We start from the raw sequence: 20,202 nt of genomic DNA on the forward strand, positions 1-20,202 counted from the left end.
TTCAAAAAATGCTTTTGAGTCTCAGATAAAAGGAGCGTTTCATCAAATATGGGGATTTTAAATAAAGTGTTTGACCTAAATAAACGTGAGTTGAAACGGCTGGACAAGCTGGCTGTAAAAGTTGATGCGCTTGCCTCGGAAACCGAACGATTGACCGATGAGCAGCTGCGTGAAAAAACGGAAGAGTTCAAGGCCCGCTACCAAAAGGGCGAAACGCTTGATGACCTATTGGTTGAGGCGTTTGCGGTTGTCCGTGAGGGTGCCCGCCGCGTGCTTGGCCTTTATCCATACCATGTTCAGCTGATGGGGGGTATTTCTCTCCACGAGGGTAATATTTCCGAGATGAAGACTGGTGAAGGTAAAACATTAACGGCGACGATGCCGGTGTACTTGAATGCCTTGTCCGGAAAAGGAGTGCACGTTGTCACCGTCAACGAATATCTGGCAAGCCGTGACGCCACCGAAATGGGACAGCTGTATGAATTTTTGGGGCTGACCGTCGGTTTGAACTTAAACAGCATGGATAAGGATGAAAAACAAGCTGCCTATGCCTGCGATATTACGTATGGTACGAATAACGAGTTCGGTTTCGACTACCTGCGTGATAATATGGTCCTTTATAAGGAACAAAAGGTACAGCGACCACTCTTTTTTGCAGTAATCGACGAGGTTGACTCAATTTTAATTGACGAAGCGCGGACACCATTAATTATTTCTGGGTCTGCCCAGAAGTCTACGGTTCTCTATATGCAGGCAAATGCGTTTGTCCGTACGCTGAGAAGAGACCATGATTATACGTACGATGAAAAAACTAAAGCGGTTATGCTGACGGAAGAAGGCATTAGCAAGGCAGAGAAGGCGTTTGGCATTGACAACCTGTTTGATATGTCACATGTGACCCTGAACCACCATATCAACCAGGCGCTGAAAGCGATTGTGACGATGCACCTCGACGTTGATTATGTCGTTCAGGACGGCGAAATTGTCATCGTTGACCAGTTTACCGGCCGTTTGATGAAAGGCCGCCGCTATAGCGAAGGCTTACACCAGGCAATCGAAGCAAAGGAAGGTGTCGAGATCCAAAACGAAAGCATGACGATGGCAACCATTACGTTCCAGAACTACTTCCGCATGTATGAAAAACTATCTGGGATGACTGGTACAGCGAAAACAGAAGAAGAAGAATTCCGCAACATTTACAATATGAACGTTATCGTCATTCCGACGAATCGTCCAATTGCCCGTGATGACCGTGCCGATTTAATCTACGCATCAATGGCAGGCAAGTTCAATGCTGTTGTCGAGGATATCGCCGAGCGCCATCAAAAAGGACAGCCTGTACTTGTGGGTACGGTCGCAATTGAAACATCTGAACTGATTTCCCGGTTGCTTTTGAAAAAGGGTGTTCGCCATAATGTCTTGAACGCGAAAAACCATGCACGTGAAGCGGAAATTATCTTAGAAGCGGGTCAGGCAGGAGCGGTCACGATTGCGACGAACATGGCCGGACGTGGTACCGATATTAAACTTGGCGAAGGTGTTAAAGAGCTGGGCGGACTTGCAGTAATTGGTACCGAGCGTCACGAGAGCCGCCGTATTGATAACCAGCTGCGCGGTCGTTCCGGACGTCAAGGGGACCCTGGTGTCACTCAGTTCTACTTATCCATGGAAGATGAATTGATGCGCCGCTTCGGTTCTGACAACATGAAAGTAATGATGCAAAAACTTGGCATGGATGATACACAGCCAATTCAAAGTAAAATGGTATCTCGAGCTGTGGAAAGCGCGCAGAAACGCGTGGAGGGCAACAACTTTGATGCCCGGAAACAGCTATTGCAATATGATGATGTACTTCGCCAGCAGCGTGAGATTATTTATACGCAGCGTGATGAGGTACTCGAATCCGAGAATTTACGTGAAATTGTCCAGAATATGATTTTGCGCTCCATTCAGCGCCATGTTGAGGTCAATGCGCCTGGACATATGGATGAAGAAGAATGGAATCTTAAAGGGATTGTCGACTTTGCCCATGCAAACTTGCTTGGGGAAGGCGCTGTGACGGTTGAAGACTTGCGCGGTAAGGACCAGGAAGAGATGACCGAGTTTATTTTTGCTAAGTGTAAAGAGCACTACGAGGAAAAAGAAGAGCTTCTGTCACCTGAGCAAATGCGCGAGTTTGAAAAGGTTGTTACATTGCGTGCTGTCGATTCAAAATGGATTGACCACATCGATGCGATGGACCAGCTTCGCCAAGGGATTCACCTGCGGGCTTACGGACAAACGGATCCTTTACGCGAATACCAGCATGAAGGCCTTGCAATGTTCGAGGCAATGGTGGAGTCCATTGAGGATGAAGCGGCCATGTACATCATGAAAGCGGAAATTCGCAATAACCTTGAGCGCCAAGAGGTCGCCCAGGGCCATGCCGTAAACCCGAAGGAAGACGGCGAGGCTGTGAAGAAGAAGCCGAAGGTAAATAAAGAGAATGTTGGACGGAATGACCCATGTCCTTGCGGAAGCGGGAAGAAGTATAAGAATTGCCATGGGGCAGGGATATAATATTTGGATATGAGATGGAGTCGGCAATTGGATTGCCGGCTCTTTTTTTGGTTTCGTAGCATTCGAATTAGTCCTCACTACATAAATTAGGGATTTTACGACAAAGTTTCGAAGGTTCACAACATCGTTTTAGACCTTCAAGACAAAAACACGTAGTCTCACGACATTAATTGGTATAATTTTCAAAAAATATCTCACAATATAATATCATGACAAAAAAGAGCCAGAGCGTACCGCCCTGACTCAGTGTCTATGAACTCGGTTTAACCGAGGCCATTCCAAATTTTAAAATTTATTAGAATTAATGATTTCCGTTCCCATGTGCTTCTGCAGCTTTTTTACCTGCTTCACCATGCTTTTGGGCTGCTTGGGCTTGTTTTTCTTGAGCTCTTTGTGCTGCTGCAGCTTGTTTTTCAGCAGCTTTTGCTTGAGCTGCAGCTTGGTGCTCTGCCCCTTTATTAGCGGATTCAGTTTGAACTGCAGTATCCTCGCCTTGGCTGCTTTCTTCTGTCACAGTTGCTGCTTCGTCTGTAGTTTGAGTAGTTTCTTCAACTGCTGTTTCGGTCTCTTGTTTCTTTTGCTTTCCTAGCGCTTTACCATGTTTTTTCACAGTTGCTGTTTGATCGTCGGAAACTTTTTCTTCAATCTGCTGCACTTGTTCAGCAAAATCAGCATCTTTCTCTTCAAGCTTGGCAAACTTCTTGTCAAGTTTTGCAAATGATTTTTGAATGTTTTTCATTAAAGCCTGTTGGGCAGTCGGATTTTTCACATGGCTAAGGGCACCCAGTAGCGCATCGATGTTGTTAGCTAACTTGCCTTCAACAGTACCTTCAGCAGTGGTTTGTGTATCGTCAGTTTTTTCAACATCAGCAGTTTGAGTGTCGTCTGCCTTTTCCACATCAGCGGCATCTGTGTCAGTGCCTTCTTCAGAAGCTGTAAGCTGCTCCGCTGCCTTCTCTTGTGTTGCAAGAGCGTCCTTAAGTAGCTGCTCCGCTTCGTCCGTTTTACCATCTGCAATCAAAGCGTTTGCTTCAGCAATACGTTCTGCAGCAAATTGAGCCAATAGCTGTGCTTCTTTATAATCGTCAAAAGTAAATGCAAGGCGGATTTTTTCAGTGATGGTTTTTACAAAATAAAAGAAATCACCAGGAACCAATGATGGCGCTTCTGCTTTTTCAACATCTTCTGTTTGGGCTTGGTCACCTTGTTTTACTTCGTCATCGGCCGCCACAGTTTCGTCAGTATCAGTGTCTTCTACTGTTGCTTCGTCTGATGGAGTTTCAGCTTCTTCGGAAGTTGTTGTTTCTGTTGCATTACTTTCTTGTTCAGTAGTGGTTTCCTCAGTTGCGTTTTCAGTAGTCGTTGCTGTTTGGTCTGTAACCTGTTCTGTAGTCGTACCTGTTACTGCAGAATGCTCCGCTGTGTCATTACCAGTAGCAAAGGCCGCCCCTGCTCCTACTGAAAAAATAAGTGAAGATGCCAGTACACCGCTAGTTACTATGTTTGTCAGTTTCTTGTTTTTCATGTCTTTTATTGCCTCCTTGTGAAGTTCTACTAAACTTTACGTCAGGTCTTTTTCTTTTTTGTAGGTGATATTTTAAAAAATCTATAAACGGTTACATTTACCTACTTCATTATGAAAAAAAACTATCAAATAAATGATAGCCGTCAAAATAAGTCCTATTAAACTGAAAATTTATTACCAGATTGTACGTTTGTACCTTTTCCAACATGTTTGAAAAGGTTTATTGTGAAACATATAACGCCTACAACCACAACAATGGAGCCAATCACCGCTACCGGCAGGGCCGCCATACTTCCAGTTAAAACCTGTGTTGCAATTCCGATCATCATCACCGGCAAACCGATATTATGGAACCAAAAATGAGTTTTTGCCAGCTTCGTGTTGGCTGCTTGCGGATAAAAATGATAAATAAGTCCGAATATCGCCATCGACACCCAACCGAGCAGATTTATGTGAGCATGAACTGATGCCAGACGGAAGTCATGGATAATCCCCATCGTGATACCTGCCAAAACCCCAATTGTAAAATAAATAGATGCAACCTTTAAAAACGCTTTCCCCATCCTGTTTATTCCTCCAAAAGACCTATATTGTATACTTTTCCAATTTAATAGATTTTTACCATATTTTCAATAGATTTTGAGAAAAAACACTATGATGATAGTAAAAATTAACTAGATGATTTGAGCAAATAGAAAACAAACCCAATAAAAGAACCCTCCAGTAAGTGGAGGGCAATGTTTATTTCATGTTATTCTTCATAAATTCGAGGACTTCTAGGTCAATCCAGCCCCTCTTTTGTTCTCTCATTTCGAAGTTTTCCGTATGAATAAAAGTGGTGAGCGCATGATAGATTTTATCATCACTGCTGTCGGCGCCCGGAAGGTACCCTAAACGTTTTAAATGTTGCGTTACCTCTGTTTTAACTTCTCCTTCAACTGATGCTATTTTTTCAGGCTTAGATGGCGAAAAATAAAGCTGCTGAAGCAGGTAGATTCTGATTAACTCCTTGATTGGGTCAGGATGGTCGTCCACGCGAAGGTCGATGTACCGGTCGTTATAGCCGCCGTAGCCGCCTTTTTCTTTCACGACATAAAGGGCGGCAGATTGTTTGCCGCGGCTGTCACCGCCCGCTTCCTGCCCGGCATCTAAGGCTGCTAGAAGCCTTTCGGCCAGCGTTCCCTCCGCTTTTTGAAAAATTTCAGCCATCGCCTGGACTGTTTTTTCATCCACTAATATGTTTCCCTGCGCAGCAAAGTGTTCTCCTGTGACGCCACCGGCCCAGTTATAGCAGGCGCTTCCGGTAAATGTTACGGCATTGCCATTTGCATCAATGAGTCCAACCTGGCGCATTTCTTTGTCAGTGTCATCGGCAAGGATGGCTTCAAGTGTTTCTTGTGCTGACTTTCCTTGCGCCATCAATTCAAGCGCCTTTGGACCGTAAGCCGTATTGGCATAGGATTGGGTTGCAACCGCCCCGATTCCCGCTTTGGCCCATGGAACTACCGCTCCTACGCCTAAAAATTTAGATTGAACGGCAATGCCCCATTCTTTTTCCACTGGGTCATAACCAACGATTGAAAATGTCATTTGATTTGCCTCTCCTTTTGAAGTAATCCGCTGATTTAGAGCGGATATCCGCCGAGTATGCTGTTTTATCCGCCGAATCTCGGAAATATCCGCCAAGTTAGAATTGTTATCCGCCGAATTTTAAGGTTTATCCGCCGAACGGAGTTTTTTAAAACCATGTCCGAGCTTCCGCCATCCTTGAATCACCAAGCCGCAACAGCCCCGTCTGTTCGTGGTTCAGTGCCGCCCATCAAAACCCCAGTATCCGGGTCACGCCAGATGATCTGCCCACGACCAAACGAGCCTGTGTCAAGGGCAACCTCAATCTGATGTCCTTTCCGGGCCAAGGCCTGAGCAATGTGATTCGGAAAATGCGGCTCGACTTGAATTTTCTTCCCTTCAATCCACTGCCACCTTGGAGCGTCCAGCGCAGCCTGAGGGTTCAAACCAAAGTCAACCGTATTCATGATGACCTGCATATGGCCTTGTGGCTGCATATAGCCGCCCATGACACCAAACGGTCCAACTGGCTGATCTCCTTTTGTCAAGAAACCTGGGATTATGGTGTGGTACGTTTTGGAGCCCGGTCTTAGTGCATTGGCATGCGAAGGGTCCAATGAGAAATCGTGACCACGGTTCTGCAGCGATACCCCGGTGCCTGGCACCACAATACCTGAGCCGAAGCCCATATAGTTGCTCTGAATATATGACACCATGTTCCCTTCACCATCGGCGGCAGCGAGATAGACTGTTCCTCCACGCGGCAGCTCATACGGAAGCGGCTGTAGCGCTTCGTCAGTGATTTCCCTACGTCTCGTATCACCATACTCGTCGCAGAGAACATCAGCTATCTTCATTTTCATAAAAGTTGGATCAGTGATATAGGCCTTGCCGTCGGTGTAGGCAAGCTTCATAGCCTCGATTTGCTTGTGATATGTATCGATGGTTTCCTTTTCAGTAAGTTCGAAGCCCTTGACGATATTCAAGGCGAGCAGCGCCACTAGCCCCTGTCCGTTCGGCGGAATCTCCCACACGTCGTAGCCGCGGTAGTTCAGCTTAATCGGCTCAACCCACTCGGCCCTGTATGATTCCAAGTCCTTTTTTGAAATAAATCCTTTGTATCGCTCGGAAAAAGCTGCTATTTGGTCGGCAATTTCCCCACGATAGAAGTTTTCCGCATTCGTATTCGCAATGGAGCGCAACGTTTCTGCGTGGTCCGGGGAACGCCAGATTTCGCCAGCCTTTGGTGCGCACCCATTAGGGGCAAAGGTTTCAAACCAAGGCTGGAATTCTTCGCTGGTGAGCGTTTGTTTGTAATGCTGGTAGGCACGTCCCCAGTTTTTCGCAAGAACAGGCGTCAATGGATAGCCGTTTTCGGCATAGTCAATGGCAGGCTGGAGTACCTCTTTTAGCGGGAGGCGGCCAAATTTTTGGGAGAGCTCTGCCCATGCTGAGGGTGCGCCTGGAACTGTTACCGGGATAAGACCATGTGCCGGCATTTTATCATAGCCGCGCGCCTTTACTGCATCAATAGTCAGTGATTTTGGGGCCGGTCCGCTGGCATTCAGTCCGTGAAGCTTGCCCTTCGTCCAAACGAGTGCAAAGGCGTCACTGCCGATGCCGTTAGAGGTTGGTTCAAGGACCGTTAATGCCGCTGCTGTTGCAATCGCGGCATCGATGGCGTTACCGCCCTTTTTTAGGATATCAAGACCTGCTTGAGCAGCAAGCGGCTGGGAAGTGGCAACCATTCCCCGCCGTGCAAACACAGTCGTTCGGTGGGATGGATACGGATTGTACTGATAATCAAAATTCATTTGAGAACCCCTCTTTCATTTGTATATTACTTCCATTATAAAGAAGATTCAGAATTTAGGATACCGTAATATTTTCATAGTGATGCAAAAGAACCGTCCCCGTGCATCACTCATTAAAAAACGCTGCCAGGGGATAGGCGCCCCAGCAGCGTTTTGATAGTTTATTAATGTGTTTCGATTAAACCGTAACGGCCGTCTTTACGCTTGTATACAACGTTTGTACGGTTAGTGTCGGAATTTGTGAACACGTAGAAGTTATGGCCTAACATATTCATCTGCAGGATTGCTTCTTCGCTGTCCATTGGCTTAAGGTCGAAGCGTTTCGTACGAACTAATTCCAACTCCTCATCGTCATGGACATCTGCAGTATTCGTAGTTGTGAATTGGAAATCAACATTTCCTTTTTCACGGAACTTGCGGTTCACCTTTGTTTTGTGCTTTCTGATTTGACGCTCTAGCTTGTCAGTGATCAGGTCAATCCCAGCATACATATCCTGGTTTGTTTCTTCGGCACGCAGTACTAAATTTGGCAGTGGAATTGTTACCTCGACCTTGGAAGTTTTATCTGGATTGAATCTAAGATTCACGTTAACTTTTGCATCAGGTGCTTCTGTAAAATAACGCTCCAATTTTGAGATTTTCTTTTCTACATACTCTCTGATTGCTGGAGTTACCTCAATGTTTTCACCACGTACGTTATAGTTCATGTGTGGAGTCCTCCTTTATTTTAAGGCTATGTATTACATTTCTATTTTACCCTATGATTATCCTGCTGAATCAATATAAATTGTTTGTCGATTTATTGACAAAAACAATGGGAAAATAGTGACAATGTTTTAAACAGCCTTTGACTTATGTGGGGAAATTTACTATTATGAATGGTTGTTCATCTTTATTTTAATATTGATTGGGACAATTTGCCACTAATAAGTTTAGGGAATATGTGAAATTGATTTGAAACGATAGAGGATTCCCCTAGTTGTCTGGCTAAGGTGGACAGTGTTCACGAGCGGTGTCTGACACCATTACTCCTATCTAGCTATTGTTATGGACCAGACTGCGTTGGCGCCTGCTTGTTTAAGGAGTTTTGCAGCATGCCTTAGGGTGGAGCCAGTGGTATAGATGTCGTCGATAAGGATGACCTTTTTTCCATGCAGGTTGGTTTGGGCGTCGATTTGAAAGACTTGGGGGAGATGGATTCGCTCCGACCTGGATTTTTTGGACTGCTTTTCAGTGTGGACCCGCGAAAGTATATCAGTTGGTATTATTCCCGATTCTGTCAAGATTGCCGCTGCCTGATTGAAGCCCCGCTCGTAAAGCCGTTCATCGCTTAACGGGATCGGCACAAATAAATCGGCTTCCCAGCCTTTCGTAACCTCCTTGAAGTAATCCGCAAACACCTTGGCTACTGCATAATCCCCTCGAAATTTATATTTAGCCATTACCTCTTTTAAGAAATCATTATAAAGGAAAATTGAAGTATTCTTTTGAAGGAACCCTCGCCAGTCAGGATCCTCTTCCCAGCGCGTACAATCATGGCAAATTTGCCCGTCGCGAAATTGCTCGTCCAAAAGCAGGAACGGTCTGCTGCACATCCGGCAGATATCTCCTTCTATTTTTTCAAACTTCGCATCACAATCTGTGCATACACGGTGCTCTTTTTCTTTTGAAAAAATAGCACTCCATCCTATATCCGGATAGATTATTTCCTGGCAGATAAGACATCGATTTTGACTGAGAAAATTCATTTGTTTTATCCCTTTCATTGAAAGATCGATTACACGTCCATCAGTCCCCGCTTCACCCCCTCCCGGTTCATCGTGACAATCTGCTTTCTAGCCTTCAGCATCTCCTCTGTTTTTCCATAATGAAAAAAAGTCACCACTCCATCTGGGTAATCCTTGCTTCGGCCAGCTCTGCCGGCGATTTGCACAAGGGCACTTTCGGTAAAAATCAAATCCTCGGCACCCACAACGGCAACATCAACATTGGGAAAAGTAACGCCCCGCTCAAGGATGGTGGTCGTTAGCAGCAGTGGGATTTCTTTGGCCCGCATCCTTTGCACCTTTTCCTTCCGTTCAGGGTCTTCCGCATGAACGGCCTCGATTCTGGAATCGAGCTTGCGCAGTAATGGGAGTGCTTTTTCCATTAATTTTATATGAGGGAAGAAAACAAGTGCCTGTTTGCCGCTCTCGAGCCTGTCTTTAATCCACCGAAGGACATTGGTGGGTAGCCTGCCTTTTTGGAGCTGCTTTTGCCAGTTGCCGCACCATGCAAATTCAGGAACAGGCAGAGGCTTGCGATGGAACCGGGCCGGAATGGTAATAAACGACCGTTTGCCAGTGCGGCATTCTCTTTGCCATTTTTGATTGGGGGTAGCAGTGAGGTAAATCATCGCAGACGATGGCTTCCGGGCCTGAATCGCAGCATGCTGGAGAGACTCCTCCACCGTGTATGGGAACGCGTCAACTTCGTCCAATATCAGCGCATCAAAGGCTTGATAAAAGCGGAGCAGCTGGTGTGTAGTGGCGATGGTTAAAGGGGCATAAAGATAGCGGTCCTCGCTGCCGCCGTAAAGAGAAGCGACCCCGATCTCAGGAAAAGCCGCCTTAAGTCTCGGCGTCAGTTCAAGAACTACGTCTGTTCTCGGCGTGGCGATGCAAATTCTTTCTTTGGCGGCAAGCGCAGTTTCTATTCCAGCAAACAACACCTCGGTTTTGCCTGCTCCGCAAACGGCCCAGACAAGGCACTCCTTTTTTTGTCGGATAGCCTCAACTACCTTGTCGGAAGCCACCCGCTGCCCTTCAGAAAGAATACCATTCCAGGCCATAATTTTTTGCGGAATGGCGGTGTCAGGCGCCGGACCATTCCAGCCTATTAATGGGGTGCATTCACTGATTCTTCCCATCATGATACAGTGGCGGCAATAAAGGCAAGGTTCACCGCAGCGGGCACAAGGGAATTGGGCAAACATTTGCGGGTCCTTATTTCCACATCGCATACACACTAGCTTTTTCCCGATATAGTCAATTCCTTTACGATATGTAACATAGCCATTTTCATAGTGCGATTGAATTTCGTTTAGTGGGTGCGGGATATCTTCAAGGAGGAGCTGCTTGCCGGTGAGAAGCTGTTGAAGTTCGCGGCTGTATGGAAAGTCAGGGTTTAATGACGGCTGCAGGATTTCTGGGATTTGTGTGATTCGATAGGAATCTCCTGCGGGAAATTTTTGCGGGATGAGTTTTTCTTCCTTTATTTGAAAACGCATGTGGGCACCTTCTTTTTTTTATTAAAGTTTTGATGGAAAATAAAGACGGGCTTTGTTGTTTCCTTCATAAGGCAGATGTAAACGGAAGAGAATTTTTTGAGCGGTATCATTTGTTGGCAGGTGGAGGAAGCTTCGTAATTCAGCATTGGTAATCGATGGTTTTATCAAAAGAAAGTGGTCCTTAATTGCCTCAATATAAGCATCTTTTGAGGTTGTTTGACAAAGTGGGCAATGCCATTTTCCCCTACTATAATTCATCGGAATGTTGAGGCATTGTGGACATCGGACACCAGAAATGATGTCTCTTGCCGTTAGGCAGTATTTCTCCAAGATGTTTATTTTCTTTGGAGTGTGCTTGCTTAAAAGGAAGTTTGCTATTTTAAGGAGGGTATTGTCATCAATCTTTGATTGTGGGAAGGTTTTTTCAAATACTTCAATCTTATTAAAAAGATCTCTCCTCTTACATACCTTTTTAAAAACATTGATATCATTGGAGTAGGTTTTTAAATTGGTTTTTATATTGCTGAAAAAAACAAGCTGGTCGATTGGTAAAAAGTTGATTCCATATTTCGCAAGGAATCTTCCAAGAAGCGTCCTTAGTGTTGCGGCTTGAACGCGGGGGTCCTCAAAAACGTCTTCTGAACCGTCTTGATTAATACGTATTAATTGGTTAAAAACATTATCGAATATCAACGTACCTATTATATTTTTCGCTTCAATAATGAGAATGTAATTACGGGAGATAAGGAGAGTGTCAATTTGGAAATGTATTCCGTTAAGTTCCAGCTGGAGGTCGTGGAAGATGTAATATTTCTCATGCGGAAGTTGTTTTACATAATAACTTAAAGTAAGTTCACCTTTATAACCGGCTTTAATTTTCGCGAGGTCTTTTTCGACTTCAGGATGTTTGGGATGGCCAGGTATGAGTCGATAGTGTAAAGCTTCGGTCAAGATAAGCCATTGTGGAATAGGCAGGTCTCTCATTAACAATGGAATCATCGCTCCTTCACATATTTTCGATGAAATTCTACCTATATTTTATATTTTCAGGGAAATATTGTCGAATTTTAACCAGTGTGAATTTTATGGATTTTGATGATGCTGAGGAGGAGGCTGGTTAGGATATCCGCCGAAACAAGCCTGATATCCGCTAACTTACGGAGGTTATCCGCCAAACCAAGTCCAATATCCGCCAACTATTATCCAGAATCCGCCCAATCTCAAAGAATATCCGCCAAACCACTTTTAAATTACCTTTTTTGATACCTCTAACCATATAGATGCCGCAAAAAAACCATTCCAGCAACCCGGAATGGCCAGTAACTTATTTCTTCATCCACCCCATCCCCATGGCACCTTCCCCGAGATGGGTTCCAATAACGGCTCCGAAGTAGCCTATCGAGAAGTCAACGTTTGGATAAAGAGCCTCAAGCTCTTTCTTCCATTCCTTTGCTTCCGCCTCGCGATTAGCGTGGATCACTACAGCCTGGTAACGGCCGCCGCCCATTGCATCCTCTCCAAGTAAATCTGCAATTCGTTTCATTGCTTTTTTGCGGGTGCGAATTTTTTCAAAAGGGACGATTACCTTGTCCACAAAATGCAATAAAGGTTTAACCTGCAACAAGCTGCCGATTAATGCGGCCGCACCTGATAGGCGTCCGCCACGCTGTAAGTGCGACAGGTCGTCAACCATGAAATAAGCGCGAGCTGTGCTCTTCAGTTCTTCCAAGCGAGCCATAATCCGCTCGGGATCCATTCCCCTAGATGCCCATTCCGCAGCTTCTAATGCATAAAACCCTTGAACCATGCAGCTAATTTCCGAATCAAAGGAAAATACTTTGATACCCTCGACCATCGTTCCAGCCGTTACCGAGCCCTGATATGTGCCGCTGATGCCGCTCGATAAATGGATACTGATAACCGCATCGTAACCCTCCGCCGCAAACCGTTCGAACAACTCCACAAATTGGCCAATCGGCGGCTGGGATGTCGTCGGCAGGTCCTTTGTTTTTACCTCTTCGAAAAACTGCTGCCAGTGAATATCGACTTCTTCCCGGTAGACTTCATTGCCGAAAATGACATTCAACGGGATCATATGTATATTCCATTTATCTAGTAATTCCTTTGGAATGTATGCGGTACTGTCTGTGACAATTGCCGTTTTCATATGTATGTTTACCATCCTTATTTTTTTACAATAATACTGCTCATTATTTTATCAAAACAGCTTTCTCCAAAGAAGAAAAAGAACACGCATTGCGCGTGCTCTCCAATCATAACATAAAATTAGTTTTTCAGAAAAATAACTACCTAACTTCTACCCAGCCATTCTTAATCGCCACAACAACAGCCTGAGTACGGTCATTAACATTCATTTTTTGCAAGATATTAGATACATGGTTCTTAACGGTCTTTTCACTGATGTAAAGCGCTTCGCCGATACCGCGGTTGCTTTTTCCATCGGCCAGCATTTGCAGTACCTCGCACTCACGGCGTGTCAATAAATGAAGCGGACGGCGGATTTCAATCGTCTGCACGTAAGAACCTCCGCGCGTCACACCTGCTGCTAGTTTGCGATATTCATTGACTAAATTATGAGTTACCTTCGGATGCAGATAGGAACCTCCGTCTGCCACGACACGGACCGCTTCAATCAACGCATCGGCATCCATTTCTTTTAACAGATAGCCACAGGCACCTGTCTGCAGTGCATGAGTGACATAATTCTCATCATCATGAATAGAAAGGATGATGATCTTTGTATCCGGATATTTAGCGACTAGCTCGCGGGTTGCCTCGACACCATTCATTTGTGGCATATTGATGTCCATGATGACAACATCAGGACGGTGCTCTTCAACAAGCGTTAATGCCTCGGTACCGTCATCGCCTTCTGCCACAACCTGGAACGATTTCTCAAATTCTAGTATTCTTTTAACACCTTCTCTAAAAAGCTGGTGATCGTCAATAATAATAATTTTTGTAGTCATGTGTAACGCCTCCTAGTTTTCAAAAATTCCCCATCAGAGAATGTTACTTTCGTTTATAATCTAAGCTTAATTCATTAACGGCACATGGATGGAAACAGCGGTGCCCTTGCCGATTTTCGAATCAACCGTCAAATCGCCTTCAAGCAGGTCGACCCTCTCTCTCATGCCCATCATGCCGAAGGAACCCGGCTTCTTTTGGTTCGTATCGAAACCGACGCCGTTGTCCTTTATTAACACTTTCACACTGGTGTCCGTCATTTCCAATTGAACTTTTATGGAGCAGGCATTGGCATGCTTGAGCGCGTTTTGCACCGATTCCTGTATAAGCCGGAAGAGGGCAACCTCATATTTCGTCGGAAGTCTCTTCTCATTTCCTATTTTCACAAATTCAATTTTTGAATGATTATGATATTCTTCAATGGTCTGCAAATACTTTCTGAGGGTCGGAACGAGTCCCAAATCATCCAATGCCATTGGACGCAGGTCGTAAATAATCCGGCGGACCTCATAAAGTGCTGAGCGAACCATTTTCTTAAAGCTCTGAATCTCTGCGAATGCATCATCAGGACCTTTCTCACGAAAAACACGATCCACAATATCAGAACGCATGATGACATTTGCCAGCATTTGCGCCGGACCGTCGTGAATTTCTCTCGAGAGACGCTTGCGCTCTTCCTCCTGGGCCTCAATAATTTTCAAGCCCAAATCCTGCTTCGCTTTGGCATTTTCAAACGCTTCGCCAAACTGTTTTAAGTCGCTCTGCAGGTAATTCATGACCACGCAGATTTGCGAAATCAGCTGCTCTGCACGTTCAATCGTGTCATTTATACCAACAAGCCTGTGCTCGAGTTCTTCTCTTTTTTCAAGAAGCTGCTTGCGGTATTGCCAATTGATGGAGAGATCCATTTGCAGCTGATGCGCCTTTTCGTAGGCGTCACGTACCTCCTCCTCCGAGAAGGTTTTCATGTTCATGCTTACTTCTGAAAGTCTGTGCCTCGCGGCAGTAACCTGCGCCTCCAGCTGATTTCCTTCCTCAATAAGCTTAGCCATCACTTCCTTAATGTTCGCCAGCTCATTGGTGATGCTGTCAAAATCAGTACGGCATTGCTCGCTGATGCGGAAGATATCACTTTTGCTGCAGGTCACAGCCTCAATCATCGCTTCACGAATGTCATCAATCGATTTCAAATCTAATTGCTTTAAATTCATTTCTGATTCCTCCGGGGCTTTTTTTCCCTTAGGCCTTTAACATACTTTACCATTTTTTGAAATACTTTGCTAAGCTATAATTATTGCTTACGTGACTTTTGTAAAAAAGTAGTATAATTACTATATCAGTCTACTACCTTTAGCCTATTACAAGGTACTATAAAGCTGTATTTATTATATCATTCGAACTTTACACCCATATTATAGGTATATTACATTAATTTTTTTAAAAAATATTATATTACATTAGTGTTACGTTTTTGCTAAAGAAAGGAGTTTAACATGCTGCCTCGTTACTTAACTGTAAAAGAGTATGGAGAACATGAAATAAATATCCAAAAGTCCCGTTTTATTGCCCAACTGAAAAGAGTCGAATCCGAACAAGATGCCCAAGACTTTATACAGGGCATCAAGAAAAAACATTGGAACGCCACCCATAACTGCTCAGCTTACCTAATTGGCGAGCATGACCAAATCCAAAAAGCGAATGATGACGGCGAGCCAAGCGGCACGGCCGGCGTACCTATCCTTGAAGTTTTGAAAAAGAGACAGCTGAAGGACACGGTTGTAGTAGTTACCCGCTATTTTGGCGGGATCAAGCTCGGTGCAGGCGGACTAATTCGCGCATACGGAAAAGCTACTTCTGAAGGTCTAGATGCAGTCGGTGCTGTCGAAAGGCGGCTTGTTCAAATCATGCAGGTGAAAATCGATTACACCTGGCTTGGGAAAATTGAAAGGGAACTGCGTGCTTCCGAGCACAAAATTAAAGATATTCTCTATTTAGATAACGTCCAAATTGATGTCTATGTTGAGGAAGAAAAGAGTAAAATCTTCATGGACTGGATGGTCGAGCAGACCAATGGACAATGTACGCTTGGCAAGGGCGAGACGGTTTATCTGGAAGAAGACTTTGTTCGGTAATTCGAGTTGTTCTTTATTTGAATTATAGTAGGACATTTGGCGGTAGGCAATTGGGAAAAAATATTTAATTTGGACTATTTTGGCGTAGGACAAATTTTTATGATGAATAAATTTTGAAAGGGCTCTCGAATTTCCGAAGCCCTTTTATTTTTTTGCTGTGCTTATTCTTATATTTATAGGATGTTGAGGATGGGGGAGTTTTTACCGATGAGGCCGATTTTTTCGGCGATGATTTCCTCAGATTAAATCCCATTTTGACAATGCTACCAGCATTCTCTTATGGTAAAAATGCACATTTTCCATTACAATAGTCTAGTGTTTGCATTTTATCATCTTTAAAAATATGGATATTGAATAATAGATTTGAACTAGAAAGATTTCTGTTTGATTCCATAAAAATTTTGCATTGTTTGTAAAGGAGTGCATTTGGTGAAATTTTTAAAAATCATTGGGTATATTGTTCTTTCTTTTATATACGCTTGGGTTTCCAGTGTTATTTTGGTCTTCCACGGACCGTTTGACTCACTTAAAAGTTATGTGATCGGAATCTTTACCACCTCTATGCATCCACAATACTTAGCACCTTTATCCATGTGGACGGTATCTGCAGAGGAAAACAAACCAAGTATGATGGTGGAAGTCGAAAAAGATATAAATAAAGATAAAGAGATTTATAAAAATATCAAATCCCATTTGGAAAACAATACTGACGATTCTATCACAATCGAAGACTATAAAGACAAAACGTATTCCGCCAAAATCATGTTAGTTCCGGACCCAACCCGTATTCGTGTGGCTGTGACGGAATATATAGGTGATGTCGGCCAAACTGTAAGCGAAATGGTGGAGGACTATAAAGCAATTGCGGGCATCAACGGCGGGATGTTCCAGGACGTTGGGTATCGTGGAACGGGTGGAGTTCCGTTGGGTACCACCATACAAAGTGGTAAATTTGTGACAACGGGCGGAACCTCACCGATTGTTGGATTTACTCGTGACGGAATTTTATTGGTAGGTACCTATACAGACAAAGAATTAGTTGAAAGAGACGTGACAGAAGCATTATCATTTGGACCTGTTCTTGTAAAAGACGGAAAAGGGCTCGTCAAAGGTGACGGTGGTTGGGGAGCAGCCCCAAGAACGGCCATTGGCCAAAGAGAAGATGGTACCGTCATTATGATCGTCACTGATGGACGGATGATTCACGGAGCGAATAACCTGGGTGCCACCATGAAAGACTTAATGCATTTAATGTTGAAATATGGTGCTGTGAACGCAGCGAACTTAGATGGCGGTTCGTCTGCCACAATGGTAAAGGATGGTATGTTAATCAACGAACCATCTGATGTTCTTGGCGAACGAAAAATCGCAACAAGTTTCATCGTGATGCCACAAGAATAAGGAGGAATGACAGACTGTGAGAATATTTTTACTTGCTTTAGTGTTCATCTCCGCATTGGAAACAGGTGTCTTTTGGCACTATGACAATGCATTGAAAGCGCAGCAATCCGTTACTGCATCTGCATCCGAAACAAGCACAAAGAAAAAAGTCGAAACTCCTATTTTGAACAAGAAACTTTTAGCAGAAGAAAAAGTCAAATTAGTTTCGATTTCTGAAAATCAAAGATATGTGGCATATGTAAGTAATAACAATCAGCTTCATATTATTGATTTAGAACATAATACCAAGCTGTATTCTGCAAATGAAGAAGACGGAATAAACTATATCAAATGGATCCGGAGCGACAGTCTCTTTATTGGATTAAAATCAAAACAAAACCATTTGGTCCTAAAGACTTTCCAAGTAGGGACACAAAAAGAGCGGATCATCACAACATTCACAGGTGTTACGCCAACTTCTACGTTTAAATCAATCAGCTACAGTCCGTATACTAACGACGTGTATACACTCATTGGTAATGACACCATTACCAAATTGTATCACTTTAATACAAACGGAAAAATGACAAATGTTCCATTACGCAATAGTTACATTGAAAAACCTACATTGTTATCAACAAAAAACGAATTGTTCTATGAAGACATGTCTCACAACATATGGTTGAACCGAAATTCTTCCGTAAAGAACATTGAATCCAATGCTACGATCCTTTCCGTTTACGAAGATACAATTTATTACGGGAAGCTAGACCAAGATGGATACGTTACAAGCATTTGTTCTTATCAAGATGGCGAAAAACAACTGATTGATGAACTTCCGACTCCTGTATCAGGTGACCATATCCTGATCACAAAAGATGAAAATACTCTTTATATCAAAGATAACGTTTATTACGATATGAGCCAAGATAAACATTTTACCTTGCCAAAAGATTCAGAAGTCACCGTCGAAAATCACAATTTTATCCTTCTTACCAAAAACGATACGAATTTAATTCGATAATAATCGTTAAAAAAGCGGCTAACACTGCCGCTTTTATTTTATCCAAATAGATATTCTTTTAATTTTGTTATCGAATCTTATGACCGTCTTGATTATGTAAACATCGGCTCCTTTAAAGAAAAAAAGTTTCAGCTTCCGTTTTGATTGTGCATGATGGATTTGAGGAAAACATTAGTTTTAAGTAAACAAAAGTAAATTCAGAAAAGAAAGAATCCCTATCCAAAAGGAGTAGGGATTCCCAATTTTAAAAGCGAACTATATTTAATGTTCACTATACATCTTTAATATACCTGAACAAAACTTATTTTATATCTTATTAAATCTACTCCACCGTTACCGATTTAGCAAGGTTACGTGGTTTGTCGACGTCGCAGTCGCGGTGCAGGGCTGCGTAGTAGGCAAGGATTTGTAATGGTATGACAGAGATAAGTGGTGTTAATAATTCGTGCACTTCTGGAATAACGAAGCTGTCTTCGTCCATATTAAGTCCGTTCATTGAGATAATGCATGGATTGGCGCCGCGGGCAACAACTTCCTTGACATTGCCGCGAATGCTTAAATTCACGCTTTCCTGAGTAGCAAGAGCAATGACCGGTGTCCCTTCTTCAATAAGGGCAATCGTTCCGTGCTTCAATTCTCCGCCGGCAAAACCCTCAGCCTGAATATAAGAAATTTCCTTAAGCTTCAAGGCGCCTTCCAAGCCGACATAAAAATCAATGCCGCGGCCGATAAAGAAAGCATTCCGTGTGACTGAGAAGAATTCACGGGCAATGACTTCAAGGATTTCCTTAGAGTCACATAGAACATCCATCGCGTTAGCAACTAAGCCCAGCTCATGAATCAGATCAAAGCCAACTTCTAAACTGCGGCTCTTCGCTGTCACTTCGGCTAAAATTGCAAGAACTGCCAACTGTGCTGTATAAGCCTTAGTCGAAGCTACAGCGATTTCAGGACCCGCATGCAGCAATAAAGTATAATCCGCTTCACGTGATAATGTCGACCCAGGCACGTTTGTAATCGTCAACGCTGGATAGCCCATTTCTTTTACATGAACAAGCACAGCACGGCTGTCAGCAGTCTCACCGCTTTGTGAAATGAACACAAACAATGGCTTTTCAGATAAAAGCGGCATATTGTAGCCAAATTCGCTGGAGATATGGACTTCAACCGGAATCTTTGCCATTTTTTCAATGAACTGCTTACCCACAAGTCCAGCGTGATAAGAAGTCCCTGCGGCAATGATATAGACGCGGTCTGCAGCGTTTACAGCATCAATGATGTCGCGGTCAATCACAAGCTTTCCTTGCTCATCTTGATAATGCTGAATAATTTTACGAATAACAGCAGGCTGCTCATCAATTTCCTTCAACATATAGTGAGGATATGTCCCCTTTTCAATATCGCTGGCATCAAGCTCGGCTGTGTATGGCGTACGACTGATGACTTCTCCATCTAAGTTTTGAATGGTCACAGCATCTTTTGTTACGATGACAATTTCTTTATCCATTAATTCAACAAACTGATCGGTTACTTGAAGCATTGCCATGGCATCGCTTGCGACCACATTAAAGCCTTCCCCTAGGCCGACAAGCAGCGGGCTTTTATTTTTTGCTACATAAATGGTGTTATTGTCTTCTGCATCCAAAAGCGCTAGTGCATATGAGCCATGCAAAAGTGTCAATGTTTTGCGGAAAGCCTCTAATACACTCAGGCCTTCGTTTGCAAACTTCTCGACAAGCTGCACAATGACCTCTGTATCGGTTTCACTTTTGAAAGGAACATCTGCTAAATATTCGCGCTTTAGCAGATCATAGTTTTCGATGACGCCGTTGTGAACAAGCGTAAAGCGGCCAGATGCGCTTTGATGCGGGTGGGAATTGCCCCTGCTTGGAACTCCGTGTGTTGCCCAACGTGTATGGCCAATTCCAACGTGTGCCAATACA

17 protein-coding genes are annotated in these 20,202 nt (G+C 43.8%); 4 read left to right on the plus strand and 13 right to left on the minus strand.

Going from position 1 to position 20,202, the window contains the following annotated elements:
• Positions 1-48: 48 nt before the first annotated feature.
• Positions 49-2,559 (plus strand): preprotein translocase subunit SecA, encoded by a 2,511-nt coding sequence (gene secA, locus ACNQGS_RS07100; protein ID WP_491486725.1) that lies wholly within the window; start codon positions 49-51, stop codon positions 2,557-2,559.
• A 301-nt stretch (positions 2,560-2,860) separates the two neighbouring features.
• Here secA and ACNQGS_RS07105 read toward each other — a convergent pair whose 3' ends face one another.
• The 12 genes from ACNQGS_RS07105 to ACNQGS_RS07160 all read right to left on the minus strand — a co-directional run bounded on the left by ACNQGS_RS07105 (position 2,861) and on the right by ACNQGS_RS07160 (position 14,934).
• Positions 2,861-4,084: a DUF5667 domain-containing protein gene (locus tag ACNQGS_RS07105; RefSeq protein ID WP_491486726.1), complete on the minus strand. Its 1,224-nt coding sequence runs from the start codon at positions 4,082-4,084 to the stop codon at positions 2,861-2,863.
• A gap of 158 nt (positions 4,085-4,242) precedes the next feature.
• Entirely contained in the window at positions 4,243-4,647 is a 405-nt protein-coding gene (locus ACNQGS_RS07110) for a cytochrome-c oxidase (protein ID WP_491486727.1), read from the minus strand.
• A 178-nt stretch (positions 4,648-4,825) separates the two neighbouring features.
• Positions 4,826-5,674: a DUF1028 domain-containing protein gene (locus ACNQGS_RS07115; RefSeq protein ID WP_491486728.1), complete on the minus strand. Its 849-nt coding sequence runs from the start codon at positions 5,672-5,674 to the stop codon at positions 4,826-4,828.
• Between the two features lie 182 nt (positions 5,675-5,856).
• Complete coding sequence (locus tag ACNQGS_RS07120; RefSeq protein ID WP_491486729.1) at positions 5,857-7,467, minus strand: gamma-glutamyltransferase family protein; 1,611 nt, start codon at positions 7,465-7,467, stop codon at positions 5,857-5,859.
• Between the two features lie 164 nt (positions 7,468-7,631).
• Positions 7,632-8,174: a ribosome hibernation-promoting factor, HPF/YfiA family gene (hpf, locus tag ACNQGS_RS07125; protein ID WP_491486730.1), complete on the minus strand. Its 543-nt coding sequence runs from the start codon at positions 8,172-8,174 to the stop codon at positions 7,632-7,634.
• A 324-nt stretch (positions 8,175-8,498) separates the two neighbouring features.
• Complete coding sequence (locus ACNQGS_RS07130; protein WP_491486731.1) at positions 8,499-9,215, minus strand: ComFC family protein; 717 nt, start codon at positions 9,213-9,215, stop codon at positions 8,499-8,501.
• A gap of 29 nt (positions 9,216-9,244) precedes the next feature.
• On the minus strand, positions 9,245-10,735 hold the full coding sequence (locus ACNQGS_RS07135) for an ATP-dependent helicase ComFA (RefSeq protein WP_491486732.1): 1,491 nt from the start codon (positions 10,733-10,735) through the stop codon (positions 9,245-9,247).
• A gap of 21 nt (positions 10,736-10,756) precedes the next feature.
• Entirely contained in the window at positions 10,757-11,734 is a 978-nt protein-coding gene (locus tag ACNQGS_RS07140) for a nuclease-related domain-containing protein (protein WP_491486733.1), read from the minus strand.
• Positions 11,735-11,802: 68 nt separating this feature from the next.
• A complete protein-coding gene (locus tag ACNQGS_RS07145) occupies positions 11,803-11,931 on the minus strand; it encodes a hypothetical protein (RefSeq protein ID WP_491486734.1) in 129 nt (42 codons plus the stop codon).
• A 128-nt stretch (positions 11,932-12,059) separates the two neighbouring features.
• Entirely contained in the window at positions 12,060-12,902 is an 843-nt protein-coding gene (locus tag ACNQGS_RS07150; RefSeq protein WP_491486735.1) for a DegV family protein, read from the minus strand.
• A 139-nt stretch (positions 12,903-13,041) separates the two neighbouring features.
• Positions 13,042-13,725, minus strand: a complete 684-nt coding sequence (locus tag ACNQGS_RS07155) for a response regulator (RefSeq protein WP_213144093.1) — start codon at positions 13,723-13,725, stop codon at positions 13,042-13,044.
• 66 nt (positions 13,726-13,791) lie between these two features.
• Positions 13,792-14,934, minus strand: coding sequence for a sensor histidine kinase (locus tag ACNQGS_RS07160; protein ID WP_423799679.1), 1,143 nt, complete (start codon positions 14,932-14,934; stop codon positions 13,792-13,794).
• Positions 14,935-15,216: 282 nt separating this feature from the next.
• Here ACNQGS_RS07160 and ACNQGS_RS07165 point away from each other — a divergent pair, with 282 nt between their 5' ends.
• The 3 genes from ACNQGS_RS07165 to ACNQGS_RS07175 all read left to right on the plus strand — a co-directional run bounded on the left by ACNQGS_RS07165 (position 15,217) and on the right by ACNQGS_RS07175 (position 18,259).
• A complete protein-coding gene (locus tag ACNQGS_RS07165) occupies positions 15,217-15,855 on the plus strand; it encodes a YigZ family protein (RefSeq protein ID WP_491486736.1) in 639 nt (212 codons plus the stop codon).
• A gap of 429 nt (positions 15,856-16,284) precedes the next feature.
• A complete protein-coding gene (locus ACNQGS_RS07170) occupies positions 16,285-17,256 on the plus strand; it encodes a phosphodiester glycosidase family protein (RefSeq protein ID WP_491486737.1) in 972 nt (323 codons plus the stop codon).
• 16 nt (positions 17,257-17,272) lie between these two features.
• Positions 17,273-18,259, plus strand: a complete 987-nt coding sequence (locus tag ACNQGS_RS07175; RefSeq protein ID WP_491486738.1) for a hypothetical protein — start codon at positions 17,273-17,275, stop codon at positions 18,257-18,259.
• A 322-nt stretch (positions 18,260-18,581) separates the two neighbouring features.
• Here ACNQGS_RS07175 and glmS read toward each other — a convergent pair.
• A partial coding sequence (glmS, locus tag ACNQGS_RS07180) for a glutamine--fructose-6-phosphate transaminase (isomerizing) (protein ID WP_491486739.1) occupies positions 18,582-20,202 on the minus strand: 1,621 nt, incomplete at its 5' end.

It is taken from the genome of Neobacillus sp. PVCKKU3, from assembly GCF_058323225.1.

Excerpts from the sequence above, each read along its gene's own strand:
- hpf (WP_491486730.1), bottom strand. The coding sequence starts at position 8,174 with ATGAACTATAACGTACGTGGTGAAAACATTGAGGTAACTCCAGCAATC.
- ACNQGS_RS07155 (WP_213144093.1), bottom strand. The coding sequence starts at position 13,725 with ATGACTACAAAAATTATTATTATTGACGATCACCAGCTTTTTAGAGAA.
- secA (WP_491486725.1), top strand. The coding sequence starts at position 49 with ATGGGGATTTTAAATAAAGTGTTTGACCTAAATAAACGTGAGTTGAAA.
- ACNQGS_RS07110 (WP_491486727.1), bottom strand. The coding sequence starts at position 4,647 with ATGGGGAAAGCGTTTTTAAAGGTTGCATCTATTTATTTTACAATTGGG.
- ACNQGS_RS07165 (WP_491486736.1), top strand. The coding sequence starts at position 15,217 with ATGCTGCCTCGTTACTTAACTGTAAAAGAGTATGGAGAACATGAAATA.
- ACNQGS_RS07140 (WP_491486733.1), bottom strand. The coding sequence starts at position 11,734 with ATGATTCCATTGTTAATGAGAGACCTGCCTATTCCACAATGGCTTATC.
- ACNQGS_RS07120 (WP_491486729.1), bottom strand. The coding sequence starts at position 7,467 with ATGAATTTTGATTATCAGTACAATCCGTATCCATCCCACCGAACGACT.
- ACNQGS_RS07150 (WP_491486735.1), bottom strand. The coding sequence starts at position 12,902 with ATGAAAACGGCAATTGTCACAGACAGTACCGCATACATTCCAAAGGAA.
- ACNQGS_RS07160 (WP_423799679.1), bottom strand. The coding sequence starts at position 14,934 with ATGAATTTAAAGCAATTAGATTTGAAATCGATTGATGACATTCGTGAA.
- ACNQGS_RS07115 (WP_491486728.1), bottom strand. The coding sequence starts at position 5,674 with ATGACATTTTCAATCGTTGGTTATGACCCAGTGGAAAAAGAATGGGGC.
- ACNQGS_RS07135 (WP_491486732.1), bottom strand. The coding sequence starts at position 10,735 with ATGCGTTTTCAAATAAAGGAAGAAAAACTCATCCCGCAAAAATTTCCC.
- ACNQGS_RS07105 (WP_491486726.1), bottom strand. The coding sequence starts at position 4,084 with ATGAAAAACAAGAAACTGACAAACATAGTAACTAGCGGTGTACTGGCA.
- ACNQGS_RS07130 (WP_491486731.1), bottom strand. The coding sequence starts at position 9,215 with ATGAATTTTCTCAGTCAAAATCGATGTCTTATCTGCCAGGAAATAATC.